The following is a 17039-nucleotide window of genomic DNA, read 5'->3' as shown; positions in this document are numbered from 1 at the left end:
GGTCCACGCCGTAGGCAACGGCGAGATAACGGAATCTGTTGCAGGACCCACAAACCGCATTCCCAACCGTGACGCGGCTCATGCCCACTCCCGGGAACTACTCCACTGACCTGGGGAAACGCTCGACGCTCGGATCAGGGCCGGAAACCCAGCGCGGAGCGGACGAGGTCGTCGTTACCGGTCGCGAGCCACCCGTCGGGCCGCACCAGCACGTCCTCGAAACCGATCCGCGTGTCCTTGCCCATCCGCAACGCGTACTCCAGGACCGGCCACGCCCCGTCCTCCTCGCCGTGCAGCATCACCGGAACCGGCAACGACCCCAGCGCCCGCAGGATCCGCACCGCCTCCGCCACCGCCGTCGCCGGGTCCGAGACCGTCGACTCCGCCAGCACCCGCACCGTCGACGGCGGGACCCCGTTCTGGCGCAGCGTCACCGCGTCACCCATCGTCCAGACCCCGAGCTCCACGCCGATCCCCACCGACGCCGCCGCCTTGCAGACGTCCACCCAGCCCTTCTCGTGGACGTTCACCGAACAGACGTCCGGCCGGCCGTGGTCGAGCCGGCCCCAGGCCAGGACCGCGTCGATCCGCTTGCGGGGGTCGGGCTGGATCCAGCGGCCCGTCGTCACCCCGATCTCCATGTTCGGGACCTCGTGGCGGATCAGGGCCACCGCATCGCCGACGTGCACCGGGTCGAGGGTCTCCTCGCCGTCCGGGTCACGCGGGTGCACGTGCACCGCGGTGAGGCCGAGGCGGGCCACCGCGCGGGCGTCGCGCGCGAGGTGACGGGCCTGGATGGGCAGCGCGGGGTGCGCGTCGGCCGGACGCGAGCCGTTGAGAACCGCCTGCAGCACCCTGGGACCCTCCCTCGTCAGCGCGAGCCTAGCGAGTGCCGGGCCGCCTGCGACTCGATCGAGCCGCGGCCCGACAGTCGATCACATCCCGGCGCCGCCGTCGCCGGGCCGCGCCGGGCGGAACCTGGACGTGACCGAACCGGTTCAGTCGCTGCGCCCGTTCGGCTCCGCGCCCTGCCGGCACGGGCACCCGCCCCGTTCCCGGCGCCACCGGGACCCGCCGCCGACGCCTGTCCTCCCGGACGGCCCGGCGCGCACCCCAGTGCTGCCCGGCGGCCGTCGGCGGACCGTGAGGTTGCGCGCGAGGAGCCGTCCGCAACCTGGCCGTTCTCCCGCGGCCGTCGACGGACCGTCAGGTTGCGCGCGAAGAGCCGTCCGCAACCTGGCCGCTCTCCCGCGGCCGTCGACGGACCGTCAGGTTGCGCGAAGAGCCGTCCGCAACCTGGCTGCTCTCCCGCGGCCGTCGACGGACCGTCAGGTTGCGCGCGAGGAGCCGGGCGCAACCTGACGGTCGTCAGCAGCGCTGCCGGCAGCAGTGGGGTTGCGTACGGTCAGTCGGTGGCGTCCGCCCGGGTGGCGACCTTCTCCGCCTCCTCCGGCCCCGAGGCCAGGAGAACGCCGAGACCGGCCTCGTCGAGGATCGGGACGCCGAGCTCCAGTGCCTTGTCGTACTTCGACCCGGGCGCGTCGCCGGCGACGAGGAAGGCGGTCTTCTTCGACACCGACCCCGCGGCCCGCCCACCGCGCGCGGCGATGGCCTCCTTCGCCTCGTCACGCGACCAGCCCGCCATCGACCCCGTGATGACGATCGACAGCCCTTCGAGCGTGCGCGGGATCGACTCGTCGACCTCGTCGACGGTGCGCACCCCGGCCGCCCGCCACTTGGCGACGACGTCGCGGTGCCAGTCGACGGTGAACCAGTCGCGCAGGGCGGCGGCGATGGTCGGGCCGACGCCCTCGCCCCCGGCGATGGGGGCCAGCGCCGCGGCGACGGCCTTGGCCTTGGCGCGGGCGGCGTCGCGGTCGGCCCTGGCGGCGGCGACGGCCGCGTCCTCCGCCGCGTCGGCCTCGGCCTCGGGAGCCACGTCGGCCTGGCCCTCGGGAGCCGAGTCGGCCTCCCCCTCCGGAGCCGCGTCGGCCTCGGCCGCCGGCGCCCCGGGGGCCGCGTCAGGGGCTGCGTCGGGTTCGTCGGCCGACCCGTCCGAGGTGATCTCGACGCCGGCCGCGGCCGTCGCCTCGGCGGCCCGGGCGGCGGCCTCCTCGATGGCCTCGAGCGACCCGAACTCGCGGGCAAGGGCCTGCGCGGCGGTCGGCCCGACGTGCCGGATCGACAGGCCCACCAGCACCCGCCACAGCGGCTGGTCCTTGGCCTTCTCCAGGTTCTCCAGCAGCTTGCGGCCGTTGGCGCTGAGTACACCTGCCTTGGTGCGGAAGAGGTCGACCTGCAGCAGGTCCTCCTCCGTCAGCGAGAAGACGTCGCCCTCGTCGACGACCACCCCCGCCTCGAGCAGCGCGGTCGCCGCCTTGTAGCCGAGCGCCTCGATGTCGAACGCGCCACGGCCCGCGATGTGGAACAGGCGCTCCCGCAGCTGGGCGGGGCAGGAGCGGGCGTTGGGGCACCGGATGTCGACGTCGCCGGCCTTCTGCCGGGCCAGTTCGGTGCCGCACTCGGGGCAGTGCGTGGGCATCACGAACTCGCGCTCGGTGCCGTCGCGGACGTCGATGATCGGGCCGAGGACCTCGGGGATGACGTCGCCGGCCTTGCGGATGACGACGCGGTCGCCGATGAGCACGCCCTTGCGGCGTACCTCGTCGGCGTTGTGCAACGTCGCGAGCGACACGGTGGAGCCCGCGACGGTGACCGGCTCCATGAACGCGAACGGGGTGACCCGCCCGGTGCGGCCGACGTTGACCTGGATGTCGAGGAGTTTCGTGGTGACCTCCTCGGGCGGGTACTTGAACGCGATCGCCCAGCGCGGCGCCCGCGACGTCGACCCGAGCCTGCGCTGCAGGGCCACCTCGTCGACCTTGACGACGACGCCGTCGATCTCGTGCTCGATGTCGTGACGGTGCTCGCCCCAGTACTCGACGTGGGCGATGACCTGGTCGATCCCCTGCACGATCGTCGTGCGCTCCGAGACCGGCAGCCCCCAGGCGCGCAACGCGTCGTAGGCGTGGGAGAGGCGGTCGGGGGCGAAGCCCTCACGCTTGCCGAGGCCGTGGCAGATCAGCCGCAGGTTGCGCGAGGCGGTGACCCGCGGGTCCTTCTGCCGCAACGACCCCGCCGCGGTGTTGCGCGGGTTGGCGAACGGCGGCTTGCCGGCCTCGACGAGGGAGGCGTTGAGCGCCTGGAAGTCCGCGAGCCGGAAGTACACCTCGCCGCGGACCTCGATCAGCTCCGGAACCGGGAACTCGGCCGTGCCGGTGAGCTGCTCGGGGACCTCGACGAGCGTGCGCATGTTGAGCGTGACGTCCTCGCCGGTGCGGCCGTCGCCGCGGGTGAGCGCGCGCACGAGCTTGCCGTTCTCGTACAACAGGTTCACCGCGAGCCCGTCGATCTTGAGCTCGCACAGGTAGTGGACGCCGTCGCCGACCTCGCGCCCGACCCGCTCGGCCCACGTGCGCAGGTCCTCGTCGCTGAACGCGTTGTCGAGGCTCTGCATGCGTTCGAGGTGGTCGTGCGCGGCGAACTCGGTGGCGAAGCGGCTGCCGACCTTCTGCGTCGGCGAGTCGGGCGTCACCAGGTCGGGGTGGCGCTCCTCCAGCGCCACCAGCTCACGCCACAGCTCGTCGAACTGGCCGTCGGACACCACCGGTGTGTCGAGCACGTAGTACCGGAACTGGTGGTCGGCGACCTCGGTGGCGAGTGCCGAGTGCCGCTCCCGGGCCGCGTCGGGCGCCGGCTCGGGAGCGGTACCGGCGGGGCTGTCGGTGCTCACGTCGGAGAGGTTAGTGGCGGGCACCGACAGTGGCGCGCATCAGAGCCGCCGGTCCGCGAGGCGATCCACCTGATCGGGGTCGGCGGCCCCGCAGCAGCAGGCGTCGCAGGACGTCGTCGAGCCGTCGACGGTCGGTGGCCGACGAGGCCGAGAGCAACCCGTGTGCGTCCGCCGTCGGTGCGGGTGACGCGCGCGGTCAGGCCAGCAGCTCGCGGACGGCGCCGATCAGCGTGACGACCGACCGCTCCGTGGCGGCGTGGCCCATCATGCCGATGCGCCAGGCCCGGCCCGCGAAGGCACCCAGCCCGCCGCCGACCTCGATGCCGTACTCGGCCAGCAGCCGCTTGCGCAGCGACCCCTCGTCGAGACCGCTGGGCAGGGTCGTCGCCGTGAGCTGCGGCAGCCGGTTCGCCTCGGGCGCGATCAGCCCGAAACCCAGCTCCGGCAGCGCCGACTGCAGCAGCCGGCCGATGCGCTCGTGGCGCGCCCACACCTGCTCGACACCCTCTTCGAGCAGCCGGCCCAGACCCGCGTTGAGCGAGTAGGCCAACGTCGAGGACGCGGTGTGGTGGTAGGTGGGCGGGCTCGCGAGGAAGTACTCGTGCAGCAGGCCCAGGTCGAGGTAGAACGACCGGACCGGGGTCTTGCGGGCCTTCATCCGGGCCACCGCCCGGGCGCCCAGCGTGACCGGCGCGAGGCCGGGAGGGGCGCCGAGGCACTTCTGCGACGCCGAGTACGAGGCGTCGACCTGCCAGGCGTCGATCTCCAGCTGGGTGCCGCCGAGCGCCGTCACGGCGTCGACCAGCAGCAACGTGTCGGTCTGCGCCAGCGCGGCGCCGATGGGGGCGATGTCGTTGCGCACACCCGTCGACGTCTCGGCCGCGACGACCGCGAGCACCGCGGCGTGGGGGTTGGCCTGCTGGGCGGCGATGAGGTCGGCCGGGTCGATCGGGGTGCCCCACGGCGCCTCGACCCGCACGACCTCGGCGCCACCGCGGCGCGCGACCTCGCAGAGCCGCTCCCCGAAGTAGCCGTTGACGCCGACGATGATCGTGTCGCCGACCTCGAGCAACGAGGCGAGGCACGCCTCCATGCCCGAGGAGCCGGTGCCGCTGACCGGCAGCGTCAGCTCGTTCGTCGTGCGGAAGACCTGCTGGAGCCGCTCGCGGATCTCGCGGATCACCGCCAGGTACTCGGGGTCGAGATGACCGAGCACGGGGCGGGTGAGGGCTTCCATGGCCTCCGGGTACGGCTCGGAGGGACCCGGGCCGAGCAGCAACCGATCTTCGTGCATGCGGCGGACGATACTCTCCGGCCCCCGGGGGCCGACCCCCGGAGCGTGGGATTCGCAGGGGGGTCCGCATGGTCGTGAGCTGCGACGACGGGATCATCGTGACCGGTGAGCACCACGAGCGGCTGGTCGAGGCACTCCCCGTCGGGGTCGACGGGCTGGAGGGCGCGCTGGCCGACTGCCGGTCGGTCACCCACCTCGGCACGACCGTCTCCGCGACCCGCGAGCTGGCCTTCGACCTGCGCACCGCGATCCGCCTCTACGAACGCGTCCCGCTCGGCGACGACGACGTGGAGCTCACCCTCGACGACGCCACCCTGCTCGCGTGGCTGCACCGCCGGGGCGGGGCCGTCGAGGTCCTGGCCCCGTGAGGCCGTCCGCTCCGGGTCCGCACGTCGTGCGGGAACGGCACTTTCCCGCAACCGGGCTGCGGGACAGTGCCGTTCCTGCAATGCACATGCGCGGGCCCCGGCGGCCTCAGCGCTCCTCGACGTCCTTGTCCCCCGTGGGGTCCAGGAAGGCAGCGCCCAGCTGGCGGCACAGGCCCAGGGCGGTGCGGGCCCAGTCGGGGGTGGTGCCGGCGAGGCCGCAGGTGGGCGTCGGGACGGCCAGCTCCGCGAGGCGGTGGCGGGCGAACCCGAGGCGGTCGGCGAGGTCGAAGGCACGCTTGGCGAGTGCGGGGACCTCGGGTGTCCGTGCGGGCGCGGTGGTGCCGACGAGCCCCAGCATGATCGGGATGCCTGCGTCCCACACCTCGCCGACGGCGTCGAGGGCGGCGGGGATCGCGGTGTCGCCGGAGATGGCGCGGCGGGTGCCGTCGATGCCGATGGCTGCTGCGCCGACGCTCGTCAACACCCGGAGGGGCGGCTCGTCGGCGCAGCAGTGCAGGACCACCGGCGACCCGATGGCTGCGAAGGCGTCGACGAATTCGCGCAGGACGTCGGCGGCGTCGATCTTGTCGACGGACCGCACCGTGCCGTAGCCCGACGCGGTCGGCAGCGCGCCGCGCAGCACGGCGGGCAGGGTGGGTTCGTCGAGCTGGACGACGACGCGCGCCCCGGACCGGGCGGCGACCTCGGCGACGTGGGCGCGCAGCCCTTCGAGCAGGCTCGCGGCGAACTCGCGGACGGCGCCGCGGTCGGTGAGCACCCGGTGCCCGGCGTGGGTCTCGACGGCGGCGACGAGCGACCAGGGGCCGGTGGCCTGCACCTTGACCCAGCCCGGCCGGATCGGGTCGCAGGCCTCGTCGAAGGCGTCGAGGTCGCCGCGCAGGAGGTCGACGGCGCGGCGGTGGTCGCGGCCGGGGCGCTGGGTGACGCGGTACCCGGTGGGGACGACCTCGACGGCGATGTCGACGAGCAGGCCCGCGGTGCGTCCGATCATGTCGGCGCCGACCCCGCGCGCCGGCAGCTCGGGCAGGTACGGCATGGCCCCGACCTCGCCGGCGACGATCGCGGCGGACTCCCGGACGTCGGTGCCGGGCATGGAGCCGACACCGGTCGCGATGCCGGGCGGCCAGTGCGGCAGGGCCTCGGGTGCGTCGTCCTCCTCCGGGGTGGTGACGACGATCCCGCCCCCGACCTGCGGCGGGGCCGGTGCGCCGGGGACGGTGTCGGCCAGCCCGGCGGCGGCGAGGGCGGCGGAGAGCGGGTCGGCGGGTGCGGGCGGCGCGACGCCGCCCAGCCCGGCCTTCGCCAGTGCCTCGGCGAGCGCGTCGGCGGCGGGGTCGCTCTCGGATGTCATGGGCGTCGGTCTACCAGAGGGGTCGTGAGTGGCGCCGGTCGCCATGGCGTCCGTCGCCGCTCACAGGAGCCTCACCAGCGACGCCGCCACGTGGTCGGCCAGCTCTTCGGCGGTCAGGTTTCCGGAGGGGTCGTACCAGCGCCGTAGGTAGGCCAGGGAGCCCATCGCCAGGTACGTCGCGATCCGGGCGTCGCCGGACCCGCGGCCGGTCTCCGCGGCGACCTCCGCGGCGAGGTCGCGGAAGACCGCGGCGTGCTCGCGGGACAGCTCACGGACGCGGGCGTCGAGGACGGGGTCGGGCAGGTGCATGAGGAACAGGGGGGCGAAGGACGGGTAGTCGCGCAGCTCGACCAGCGCCTGCGACACGAACAGCCGCCGCAGCCGGTCGACCGCGGGCCCGCCGGACGACGCGACCTCGCGGAGCCGGGCGACGACCTCGGCCGTCGCGTTCTGCACGGCAGCGAGGAACAGGTCCTCCTTGGACGGGTAGTAGTGGTAGAGGCTGGCGCCGCGCATGTCGAGCCGGGCGGCGATGTCCTCCAGGCTCGCCCGCTCGTAGCCGCGTTCGGCGAACACCTCGGCGGCGACGCGCTCCATGAGCCGCTGCCGCTCGGCACGTTTGCGGGCCACCCGCCCGACGGGAGCAGCGGCTGTCACACCGGTAGCCCCAGGCCGCGCGCGATCAGCATCCGCTGCACCTCCGACGTCCCCTCGCCCACGGTGAGGATTCTCGCGTCCTGGTGGTGGCGTGTCGACGCGGTCTCCTCCATGAAGCCGTAGCCGCCCGCGAGCTGGGTCGCGGTGTAGCCGGCGGTGTTGGCGAGCTCGGACGCGACGAGCTTGGCGATGGCGGCTTCCCGTTCGATCGGCAGCCCGCGGTCGTACTTCCAGGCGCCGTCGTAGGTGAGGACGGTGGAGGTGGCGACGGCGGCGGCGACGTCGGCGACCTGGAACGCGACGCCCTGGTGCCCGCCCAGCGGCCTGCCCATCGAGGTGCGCTCCCCCACGAACCGCATGCTGTCGACGAGGCAGCCGCGGGCGACGCCGATGCTCATCGCGGCGATCGGCAGCCGCGCCCACGTGAGGAAGCGCAGCGCCTCCCGGTAGCCGCGGCCCTGCTCGCCGAGCAGGGCGTCGGCGGGCAGCCGGACGTCGTCGAAGTACAGGGGGTGGGTGTCCGACGAGCGCCACCCCTGCTTGGCGTAGGCGGGCCCGACGGTGACGCCGGGGGCGTCGAGCGGGACGAGGAACGCGGAGACGGGTGGGCGGCCGGTGCCGGGGTCGTCGTCGGTGGCGGCGAAGAGGATCACGTACTTCGAGAACCGGGTGCCGGAGTTGGTGATGAACTGCTTGGCGCCGTTGACGACCCAGTCGTCGCCGACGCGGCGGGCGCGGGTGCCGATGTTGCCGGCGTCGGAGCCGCCGGAGGGTTCGGTGAGCCCGAACGACACGAAGGTCCGGCCCGCGGCGGCGCCGGGGACGATCTCCTTGAGCAGGTCGGTGCGGTCGGCGGCGAGGTGCACGAGCAGCGCGACGCTGATCGCCTGGACGTGGACGGTGACGGCGAGGGAGGAGTCGACGGTCGCGATCTCCTCGGCGGCGAGGCAGGCCGAGCGCAGGTCGGCGCCCGCGCCGCCGTACTCCTCGGGGGCGAGCAGCCCGAACGCGCCGAGCTCCCCCGCGGCCTCGACCAGTTCGGGTTCGAACCGCGCTTGCACGTGGCGCGCCGCGGCGCCCGGTTCGACGACGTCGGCGCAGAACCGGCGGACCGTCTGCTGCCACTCGCGGTGCTCGTCGTCGAACGCCCAGGGCACGTCGTAGATCGCGCCGGTCCTCAGTTCGTCGGTCACTCAGAAACCCTCCCCTGACAGCACGTGCACGACGGCACACGCCACGTCCGTCCCGACGATCCCGCCGAGGTTCTGTGCCAGCGCGGTCCGGGCGCCGTCGACCTGCCGGGCCCCGCCGCGCCCGGTGAGCTGGGTGTGCAGCTCGACCAGCTGTGCGACGCCCGTCGCCCCGATCGGGTGCCCGCGGGCGAGCAGCCCGCCGCTGGTGTTGACGGGGCGCGCCCCGCCGAGCCGCGTCGTCCCGCCCTCGACCAGCGACTCCTCCGAACCCGGCGCACACAGCTGCAGCTGCGCGTACAGCTCCAGCTCGCCGACGGCGGTGGCGTCGTGCAGCTCGACGAGGTCGAGGTCGTCGGGTCCGAGCGCGGCGCGGTCATAGGCGGCCGCGGCAGCACGTGACACAGCGGTCGGGAGGGCTGCGTCGTCGCCGCGTCCACTGGTCATCGCGGACGCGAGGATTCGCACCGGGCCGTCGTCGGAGCTGAGCACGACGGCCGCCGCCCCGTCGCCCATCGGCGCGCACATCCGCAGCCGCAGCGGCCCGACGATCGGGCGCGACGCCAGCACCTCGGCCGCGTCCAGCGGGGTCCGGTACTGCGCCAACGGGTTGAGCGCGCCGTGGGTGTGGTTCTTGGCCGCGATCTCGGCCAACAGCAACTCGTCGAGATCGGAACGGTCGGCGTAGTGGTCCATGAAGATCGTGCGGTCCGTGGGCGGCGACGGGTGCAGGGCGTGCATCTCCGCGAGGTCCATCGAGGCGTCGAAGGCGCGGAAGGCCTTCTCGCGGTCGGGGTGCACGAGCTTCTCGTAGCCGACGACGAGCACGCGCCGGTACAGCCCGGCGACGACCGACTGCCACGCCAGGTGCGCGGCCACCGCCCCGGACGCGCAGGCGTTCTCGGTGTTGACGATCGGCACGCCGCGAATCCCGGTGCCGCGCAGCACGACCTGCCCGCGCACGGACTCCTGGCCGGTCATCAGCCCGTCGACGGCGTTGCCGACGACGACGGCGTCGACGTCACCGGGTTCGAGGCCGGCGTCGTCGAGGGCGGCGGCGACGGCCTCCTCGACGAGGTCGCGCGGGCTGCGGTCGAGGTGACGCCCGAAGCGCGTCATCCCCGTCCCCTGGACGGACACGGTCATGCGCCGTGCACCCGCCGGTCGTGGCCCGCCCAGTGCGGCTCGCGCAGCACCTTGCGCTGCACCTTGCCGACGGGGCTCTTGGGCAGCGGCTCCGTCGTGATCTCGACGCGGCCGGGCTTCTTGTAGGAGCCGAGCCGGTCGCGCACCAGCGACACGATCTCCTCGGGTTCCAGCGACGAGCCCGCCGCCACGACGCACACCGCCATCGGCGTCTCGCCCCACTTCTCGTGCGGCACACCGAAGACGGCGACCTCGACGACGTCGGGATGGTCGTTGATCGCGCTCTCCAGCTCGGCCGGCCAGATGTTGAACCCGCCGGAGACGATCATGTCGTCGGCGCGGTCGAGGACGTAGAGGTAGCCGTTGGTGTCGAGGCGGCCGATGTCGCCGGTGCGGATCCAGCCGTCGACGAGCCGGGTGCGGGTGTGGACGTGGCCGGGGTCGTCCCAGAACTCGCGCATCTGGCCCTCGCACTGGGCGTAGATCTCGCCCTCGGCACCGAGCGGGAGGACGGTCTCGCCGTCGGCGTCGCGGATCTCGATGCGCACGAACGGGAGCACCCGCCCGGCGGCGCGCAGCGGCGTCGAGCCGGGGACGTCGGAGAACCACTCGGCCGGCGTCATCTCGGTGAGCGGGACGGCCTCGGTCTGGCCGAACACCTGGTGCATGACCTCGCCGAACACCCGGCGACCGGCCTGGGCGGTGGCGTCGGTGATCGGGGCGCCGCCGACGAGCACGCACTGCAGCTTCGACCAGTCCCGCGCGGTGGCCGACGGTTCCGCGGTGAGCATCTGCACCATCGACGGCGGCGCGAACATGTGCGTGACGGCGTGGCGCTCGGTCATGTCGAGCACCTTGAGCGCGTCGAAGGCGCCGAAGAGCAGGTTGGCCGACCCGTGCAGCCACGCGGGCAGGAACAGGTAGCCCGAGGCGTGCGAGATCGGCCCGGCGTGCCCGACGACGCTGTCGAGCTGCAGGAGCGGGAGCCGGCAGTACCAGTTGCGGCAGTTCACGAGCCAGTCGTGCTGGGTGTAGCCGACGCCCTTGGGCCGGCCCGTCGTGCCCGCGGAGTGCCGGATGACGTACCAGTCGTCGTCGCCCACGACGACGTGCGGGTCCTCGGCCGACTGCGACGCGAGCCGGTCCTCGTACGACGCGTCGCGCACGACGATGCTGCGCAGGCAGTCCACCGAGGTGTCGAGGCCCTTGACGCTGTCCGCGTACGCGGCGTCGGTGAGCAGCACGACGGCACCGGTCTGGCCGATCATGTGCGCGTGCGCCTCGGGTGAGTTGCGCGCGTAGAGCGGCACCCGGACGGCCCCGGCGATCGCGGCGCCGATGAAGAGGTCGGCCGCGCCGAGGTTGTTGTCCTCCAGCCCGGCGACCCGGTCGCCGGGCTGCACGCCCAGCGCGATCAGGGCGTTGGCCAGCCGGACCCCACGCTCCCAGGCCTGGCCGTAGGTGAGCGTGCGGTGCTCGTCGATCAGCGCGGTGCGGTCGCGGTGGAACGCGACGGACTGCCGCATCATGTCGGCCACGTACACGGTGGACCTCCTCGCCGACGCCGGTGTCGGATCGTTCGAGCATGGCGCCGGTCACGGAGAAGTTCAAGGCATCAGCAGAACTTCTGTCGACGGATCGTCCGCATACGATCGGCGCACCATCACCTGAGGAAGGGACGAACGCGGTGGCAAAGGGGTACTGGGTCGTCACGTACAAGTGGGTCACGGACCCGGAGGCGCTCGCGCGGTACGGCGCGAAGGCGACGCCGGTCGTCCTCGGAGCCGGTGGCCGCTTCGTGGCGCGTGGCGGCAAGGTCACCGCACGCGAGCACGGCGTGGCCGAGCGGACCGTCGTCGTCGAGTTCGACGACTACGACGTGGCCGTCGCGACCTACGCCGACGAGGAGTACCAGGCCGCCGTGCGGATCCTCGACGGCGTCGCCGAGCGCGACTTCCGGATCGTGGAGGGCCCGGAGTAGGCGGTCATTTCTTGCGGCAACGGGCGTCGAACAGGCAGTACAGGCCGAACACGGCGACGCCGGCCGCGAGCACCAGCAGCAGCGCCGGACCGTAGGGCTGGGCGGCGAGCGTCTTGACGCCGGCGTCGAGTCCCACGGGCTGGGCCGGGTCGTAGCGCACCGCCGCGCGGACGGTCAGGACACCCGCGGTCAGGTACGCGCATCCCAGCGCGACCCAGCCGACGTGCCCGGCCAGCACGCCGATGCGGCCCAGGCGCGGGCCGCAGCGCGACATGTCCAGGTCGCGGCGGAACCCGCCCCGCACCCCGCGCCACACCGCGAACCCGGCGAGCACCGCGATCCCGACCCCGGCCGCGCCGACCAGCCACTGCCCGCCGGGCCGGCCCAGCACCGCCGTCAGCACCGAACCCTGCGACGACCCGCCCGCGGCGATCTTCGCGGCCGACACGGCGAGCGTCGCGAAGATGCCGGCCTCGGCGAGGTCGATCGCGCTGCGCAGCACCCGGCGCTTCGTGGGCAGCCGGCGATGGCCGAACACCACCTCGGCGAGCGTCCACAGCACGAGCGCGGCGAGACCGGCGACCGCCAGCCACAACGCGACCCGACCGAAACCGGTCTCGGCGACCGTCGCCAGCGCCCCGGTCTTGTCGGCACGCTCGGCGTCGCCGAACGCGACCTGCGCGGCCAACGACGCGATGACCAGGTTCACACCCCCGTAGGCGACCAGCCCGATGCGCCCGAGGATGCGCATCGGCTTCGACTCCGCGAGGTCCTCCGCGACGTCGGCGGCGTCCTCCCGGGACGAGACCTCCTCTCCGGCTCCGACGCGTGGCACGCCGCGCAGCATGTCCCTTTCAGCCGGTTCTCGCCACTCGACCGGGTGACGCCCTGCGCTGCGCCCACGACGGGCGCCGGGTCGACGTGGGACCGCCCGCGACCGCGGCCCGGACCAGCCTGACGTCGAACGCGGCCGGCCGGGGTCAGCGGGCGGCGGCGATGGTGGCGCTGCCCAGGACGACGTCGCCGTCGGGGTCGGGGCGGTAGAACGCCACCGACTGCCCCGGGGCGACCCCGCGCAGCGCCTCCCCCAGCTCGACGCGCAGCCCGCCTGCGACGGTCGGCCACGCCGTCGCGGGGGCGAGCCCGCCGTGGGCGCGGACCTGCACGACACAGCCCGTGGGGCCCTCCGGTGCCGAGCCGCTGCCCCACACCGGGTCCTCCGCGTCGATCTCGCGGACGTCGAGCGCCTCGGCAGGCCCGACCGTGACCGTGGCGGTGACCGGTTCGATCCCCAGGACGTAGCGGGGGCGGCCGTCAGCGGCCGGCCGATCGACGCCGATGCCCTTGCGCTGCCCGACGGTGAACCCGTGCACGCCGTCGTGACCGCCCAGGACCTCACCGGTGGCGGCGTCGACGATCGGGCCGGGCCGCACGCCGATGCGCTCGGCGAGGAACGCGCGGGTGTCGCCGGAGGGGATGAAGCAGATGTCGTGGCTGTCCGGCTTGTCGGCGACTCGCAGCCCGCGCTCGGCGGCCTCGGCCCTGACCTGCGCCTTCGGGGTGTCACCGATGGGGAACATCGCGTGCGCGAGCTGGAACGGCGTGAGGACGGCGAGGACGTAGGACTGGTCCTTGCCGTCGTCGACGGCCCGGCGCAGGACGCCGTCACGCAGGCGGGCGTAGTGGCCGGTGCACACCGCGTCGAAGCCCAGCGCGAGGGCCTTGTCGAGCAGCGCCGCGAACTTGATGCGCTCGTTGCAGCGCACGCACGGATTGGGGGTACGGCCCTCGGCGTAGGCGGCGACGAAGTCGTCGACCACCCCCGCGGAGAACGGCGCGGCGAAGTCCCACACGTAGAACGGGATGTCGAGGACGTCGCAGGCGCGGCGGGCGTCGTCGCCGTCCTCGCGCGAGCAGCAGCCCCGCGAGCCCGCGCGCAGCGCATCGGGCGTCTCGGACAGGGCGAGGTGCACCCCGACGACGTCGTGCCCCGCCTCGACCGCACGCGCGGCCGCGACGGCGGAGTCGACGCCGCCGCTCATCGCCGCGAGGACCCTCATCGGGCCACTGCCGCTCGGTCCGAGGCCCCGGGACGGCGGTGCGCGGCGGCGTTCTGCCCGGCGCGCCGCGCCCGCTCGACGACCGGGCCGATCGCGGTGGCCACGGCGTCGACGTCGCGTGCGGTGGAGGTGTGGCCGAGCGAGAAGCGCAGGGAGCCGCGTGCGGTGGCCGCGTCGGCGCCCATGGCGAGCAGGACGTGGCTGGGCTGCGGGACACCGGCCGTGCAGGCGGAGCCGGTGGCGCACTCGATGCCCTGGGCGTCGAGCAGCATGATCAGGCTGTCGCCCTCGCAGCCGGGGAACGACAGGTGCGCGTTGCCGGGCAGGCGCGACGGGCCGCCGTCGATCTCGGCGGTGCCGGGGTCGCCGTTGAGCACGGCGTCGGGCACGGCGGCCGTGACGCGGGCGACCAGCTCGTCGCGCAGGGCGCCGATCGTCGCGGCGCGCCGGGCGGTGTCGGCGACCGCGATCTCGACGGCGGTGGCCAGCCCGATCACCGACGGGGTGTCGAGGGTGCCGGAGCGGACGTCGCGTTCCTGCCCACCGCCGTGCAGCAGCGGCGTCACGGCCACCTCGCGGCCCAGCAGCAGCACACCGGCGCCGTAGGGGCCGCCGAGCTTGTGGCCGGTGAGGGTGAGCGCGTCGGCACCGGACGCGGCGAAGTCGACGGGGAGCACCCCGACGGCCTGCACGGCGTCGGTGTGGAACGGCACGCCGAACTCGTGGGCGACGGCGGCCAGCTCGCTGATCGGGTTGACGGTGCCGACCTCGTTGTTGGCCCACATCACCGACACCAGCGCGGCCGACCCGGGGTCGCGCTCGAGCGCGGCGCGCAGCGTGTCGGGCCGGACCCGGCCGAACCGGTCGACCTCCAGCAGCTCGACCTCGGCGCCCTCGTGGGCGGCCAGCCATTCCGCGGAGTCGACGACGGCGTGGTGCTCCACCGCCGAGACCAGAACGCGGGTGCGGCGGGCGTCGGCGTCGTTGCGCGACCAGTACAGGCCCTTCACCGCGAGGTTGTCGCTCTCGGTGCCGCCCGTGGTCAGCACGACCTCCGACGGCCGGGCGCCGACGGCGGCCGCGATCGCCTCGCGTGCCTCCTCGACACGGCGACGGGCGCGGCGGCCCGAGGAGTGCAGCGCCGAGGCGTTGCCCGTCGAGGCCATGGCCTCGGCCATCGCCGCCACGGCGGCGGGGAGCATCGGCGTCGTCGCCGCGTGATCCAGGTACGCCGCGGCGGCGTGGGTGCCGGCGGTGCCGGTCCCGTTCGCGTCGGTCACGGAGGTCACGAGGTCCTGCCCGTCCCTGTCGGTCGTCAGGGAGTCCAGGGTAATCGCCGTCCGCGCCAGGGTCCCGCGGGGCGGGTCACCCGGCGATCGGGTCCGTCGCCGTCGGCGCGGGCGTGCCCCGCAGCGGCGCGGCCCCGGTGACGACGCGCCGGGCGCGGTCGGCGAGCACGCGGCGGTCCTCCCCCGGCCCCGGGTGCAGCAGCGGGTGCAGCGTCAGCACGCAGACCAGCCCGTCGAGGGCCAGGACGCGGCGCAGCGAGCCGGCAAGGGTCTCGTCGCCGACGAACGACGCCGCAGTGGTCGGCCTGCCGTCGGCGAGGCGCAGTTCGAGGGTGACCGGGCGGACGGCGGCGCCGGCGTCGATGGCAGCCTGGAACGGGGCGCGGCGGAACGGGCCCGCGGCCGAGCCGCACCACGTGGTGCCCTCGGGGAAGACACCGACGACGGCACCGGCGCGCAGGGCAGCAGTGGCCTCGCCGACGACCGCGGGCAGCGCGCGCAGCCCGGCCCGGTCGACGAACAGCGCCCCGGTGCGGGCGGCGATCCGCCCGACGACGGGCCAGTCACCGACCTCGCGCTTCGCGATCATCCGAACGGGCTGGACGGCGCCGAGCGCGACGACGTCGATCCACGACAGGTGGTTGGCGACGACGAGCGCACCACCGTCGTCGGCGAACGAGGTGCCGCCGTCGACCTGCAGCCGGATCCCGGCCGCGCGCAGGACGGCGCGGAAGATGGCGCGCATCGCGACGTCGGTGGCGCGGCGGCCGAACGGCGCGACCAGCGGCGCCGCGAGCACCGCCGTCGCGACGACGGTGAGCAGCGCGGCGGCGCGGCGGCCACGACGCAGCCGTGCGGGCCGGGCGGCGGCCGGTAGACAGTCCGGCCCGCACGGCGAGTACGGGGACCACGGGCCGCCGTCGCGCTCGGTGGCGCGCGGCACCCCGGGGTGGGTCGGGTGCTCGACGACGTGCGGCGGCACGACGGCCGGTGCGGCCGCAGCCGCGCCGACCGGGACCCGGGCCGCGGTGTCGTCCGGGCGTGCGGGCGCGCTCACGCGACGTCGCCCAGGAAGTAGCGCAGGTAGCGCTGGTCGAGGCGGCGCATGTCGAGCAGGACGAAGAAGTCGGCGCAGTCGAAGTCCGGGTCGTGAGCCGGGGGGCCACCGACCCAGGTGCCCAGCCGCAGGTAGCCGCGCAGCAGCGGCGGCATCGCGAGCTTCCCCGACCGCGAGACCGGGCCGGCGCGCCACGGGATGCGCGGCGCGACGCGGTAGGGGTCCGGTGCGAGGTGCTCGGCCTTGACCCGGTCCCAGACGCCTGCAGCGAGCGCACCACCGCCGCCGTCCGGGCCGCCGAGCGGAACGCTGGCGCACCCGGCGAGCCAGCGGTTGCCCGACAGCAGCATGTACCGGGCCAGGCCCGCCCACACCAGGCTGACGACGGCGCCGTTGCGGTGGCCGGGGTGCACGCAGGAGCGACCCGTCTCGACCAGTTCCGGGCGCAGCGCGTCGAGGGAGGTGAGGTCGAACTCGCCGTCGGCGTAGAGCGCGCCCGCCTCGCGGGCCCGGGCCGGCGGCAGCATCCGGTAGGTGCCGACGATGCGGCCCGTCGAGTCCTCGCGGACGACGAGGTGGTCGCAGAACTCGTCGAAGCGGTCGACGTCCAGACCGGCGACCGGGCTGTGCAGGGTGGCGCCCAGCTCACCCGCGAACACGTCGTGGCGCAGCCTCTGGGCCGCGCGCACCTCGTCGGCGTCGGTGGTCAGCAGCAGGGAGTAGCGGCCGGCCGGGGCCCCGGGGGTGGTGCCCAGCACCCGAGGTGAGATCGAGGAGGTCACGGGTGCATTGGTACGGCTCGTGTGCGAACGGACGATCCGTGCTGCGACGT

At 74.4% G+C, this 17039-nt stretch carries 15 protein-coding genes; 2 read left to right on the top strand and 13 right to left on the bottom strand.

All coding sequences use genetic code 11. The features are described 5' to 3' along the window. Positions 1-134: 134 nt before the first annotated feature. The 3 genes from AB7F12_RS09590 to AB7F12_RS09580 form a co-directional block, all read right to left on the bottom strand. The gene (locus AB7F12_RS09590) at positions 135-854 is read right to left on the bottom strand and encodes a 3-keto-5-aminohexanoate cleavage protein (RefSeq protein ID WP_428500750.1); all 720 of its coding nucleotides are present in this window, start codon (positions 852-854) and stop codon (positions 135-137) included. A 551-nt stretch (positions 855-1405) separates the two neighbouring features. After that, positions 1406-3793: an NAD-dependent DNA ligase LigA gene (gene ligA / locus AB7F12_RS09585; RefSeq protein ID WP_428500749.1), complete on the bottom strand. Its 2388-nt coding sequence runs from the start codon at positions 3791-3793 to the stop codon at positions 1406-1408. A gap of 196 nt (positions 3794-3989) precedes the next feature. After that, the gene (locus AB7F12_RS09580; protein ID WP_428500748.1) at positions 3990-5087 is read right to left on the bottom strand and encodes a pyridoxal-phosphate-dependent aminotransferase family protein; all 1098 of its coding nucleotides are present in this window, start codon (positions 5085-5087) and stop codon (positions 3990-3992) included. Positions 5088-5155: 68 nt separating this feature from the next. On the opposite strand from AB7F12_RS09580, the gene AB7F12_RS09575 reads away from it, so the two are divergent. Further along, positions 5156-5455 (top strand): hypothetical protein, encoded by a 300-nt coding sequence (locus tag AB7F12_RS09575; RefSeq protein ID WP_428500747.1) that lies wholly within the window; start codon positions 5156-5158, stop codon positions 5453-5455. Between the two features lie 106 nt (positions 5456-5561). On the opposite strand, the gene AB7F12_RS09570 is transcribed toward AB7F12_RS09575, so the two are convergent. From AB7F12_RS09570 to AB7F12_RS09550, 5 genes are read right to left on the bottom strand one after another with little or no spacing between them, the layout of a single operon-like run. Continuing rightward, positions 5562-6827, bottom strand: a complete 1266-nt coding sequence (locus AB7F12_RS09570; RefSeq protein ID WP_428500746.1) for a methionine synthase — start codon at positions 6825-6827, stop codon at positions 5562-5564. Positions 6828-6887: 60 nt separating this feature from the next. Further along, positions 6888-7457, bottom strand: coding sequence for a TetR/AcrR family transcriptional regulator (locus AB7F12_RS09565; RefSeq protein WP_428500745.1), 570 nt, complete (start codon positions 7455-7457; stop codon positions 6888-6890). Between the two features lie 23 nt (positions 7458-7480). Beyond that, a complete protein-coding gene (locus AB7F12_RS09560; protein WP_428500744.1) occupies positions 7481-8677 on the bottom strand; it encodes an acyl-CoA dehydrogenase family protein in 1197 nt (398 codons plus the stop codon). Further along, positions 8678-9820 carry a thiolase family protein gene (locus tag AB7F12_RS09555; RefSeq protein ID WP_428500743.1) on the bottom strand — a complete coding sequence of 381 codons (1143 nt, stop codon included), beginning with the start codon at positions 9818-9820 and terminating at the stop codon, positions 8678-8680. It lies immediately after the preceding gene. After that, entirely contained in the window at positions 9817-11364 is a 1548-nt protein-coding gene (locus AB7F12_RS09550) for a class I adenylate-forming enzyme family protein (protein ID WP_428500742.1), read from the bottom strand. Before AB7F12_RS09550 ends, AB7F12_RS09555 begins: the two co-directional genes overlap by 4 nt. Before the next feature lie 143 nt (positions 11365-11507). Here AB7F12_RS09550 and AB7F12_RS09545 point away from each other — a divergent pair, with 143 nt between their 5' ends. Further along, a complete protein-coding gene (locus AB7F12_RS09545) occupies positions 11508-11801 on the top strand; it encodes a DUF1330 domain-containing protein (RefSeq protein ID WP_428500741.1) in 294 nt (97 codons plus the stop codon). 4 nt (positions 11802-11805) lie between these two features. On the opposite strand, the gene AB7F12_RS09540 is transcribed toward AB7F12_RS09545, so the two are convergent. The 5 genes from AB7F12_RS09540 to AB7F12_RS09520 form a co-directional block, all read right to left on the bottom strand. Then, the gene (locus AB7F12_RS09540) at positions 11806-12636 is read right to left on the bottom strand and encodes a DUF1206 domain-containing protein (RefSeq protein WP_428500740.1); all 831 of its coding nucleotides are present in this window, start codon (positions 12634-12636) and stop codon (positions 11806-11808) included. 145 nt (positions 12637-12781) lie between these two features. Further along, positions 12782-13861 (bottom strand): tRNA 2-thiouridine(34) synthase MnmA, encoded by a 1080-nt coding sequence (gene mnmA, locus AB7F12_RS09535; protein ID WP_428500739.1) that lies wholly within the window; start codon positions 13859-13861, stop codon positions 12782-12784. Beyond that, a complete protein-coding gene (locus AB7F12_RS09530; protein WP_428500753.1) occupies positions 13858-15063 on the bottom strand; it encodes a cysteine desulfurase family protein in 1206 nt (401 codons plus the stop codon). The genes mnmA and AB7F12_RS09530 overlap by 4 nt, the downstream gene beginning before the upstream one ends. A gap of 163 nt (positions 15064-15226) precedes the next feature. After that, the gene (locus AB7F12_RS09525; RefSeq protein ID WP_428500738.1) at positions 15227-16207 is read right to left on the bottom strand and encodes a lysophospholipid acyltransferase family protein; all 981 of its coding nucleotides are present in this window, start codon (positions 16205-16207) and stop codon (positions 15227-15229) included. Next, positions 16204-16989, bottom strand: coding sequence for a GNAT family N-acetyltransferase (locus AB7F12_RS09520; protein ID WP_428500737.1), 786 nt, complete (start codon positions 16987-16989; stop codon positions 16204-16206). The genes AB7F12_RS09525 and AB7F12_RS09520 overlap by 4 nt, the downstream gene beginning before the upstream one ends. Between the last annotated feature and the right edge of the window lie 50 nt (positions 16990-17039).

Origin of the sequence: Pseudonocardia sp. (assembly GCF_050250275.1) — a bacterium.
Lineage (GTDB): Bacteria > Actinomycetota > Actinomycetes > Mycobacteriales > Pseudonocardiaceae > Pseudonocardia.
Note: the sequence above shows the minus strand (reverse complement) of the source record. Positions and strands in the feature narration are given on the sequence as shown.

What these genes read in the sequence shown, in the direction of transcription:
- mnmA (WP_428500739.1), bottom strand. Translation starts at nt 13,861, where the DNA reads ATGAGGGTCCTCGCGGCGATGAGCGGCGGCGTCGACTCCGCCGTCGCG.
- AB7F12_RS09575 (WP_428500747.1), top strand. Translation starts at nt 5,156, where the DNA reads ATGGTCGTGAGCTGCGACGACGGGATCATCGTGACCGGTGAGCACCAC.
- AB7F12_RS09570 (WP_428500746.1), bottom strand. Translation starts at nt 6,827, where the DNA reads ATGACATCCGAGAGCGACCCCGCCGCCGACGCGCTCGCCGAGGCACTG.
- AB7F12_RS09580 (WP_428500748.1), bottom strand. Translation starts at nt 5,087, where the DNA reads ATGCACGAAGATCGGTTGCTGCTCGGCCCGGGTCCCTCCGAGCCGTAC.
- AB7F12_RS09555 (WP_428500743.1), bottom strand. Translation starts at nt 9,820, where the DNA reads ATGACCGTGTCCGTCCAGGGGACGGGGATGACGCGCTTCGGGCGTCAC.
- AB7F12_RS09530 (WP_428500753.1), bottom strand. Translation starts at nt 15,063, where the DNA reads ATGCTCCCCGCCGCCGTGGCGGCGATGGCCGAGGCCATGGCCTCGACG.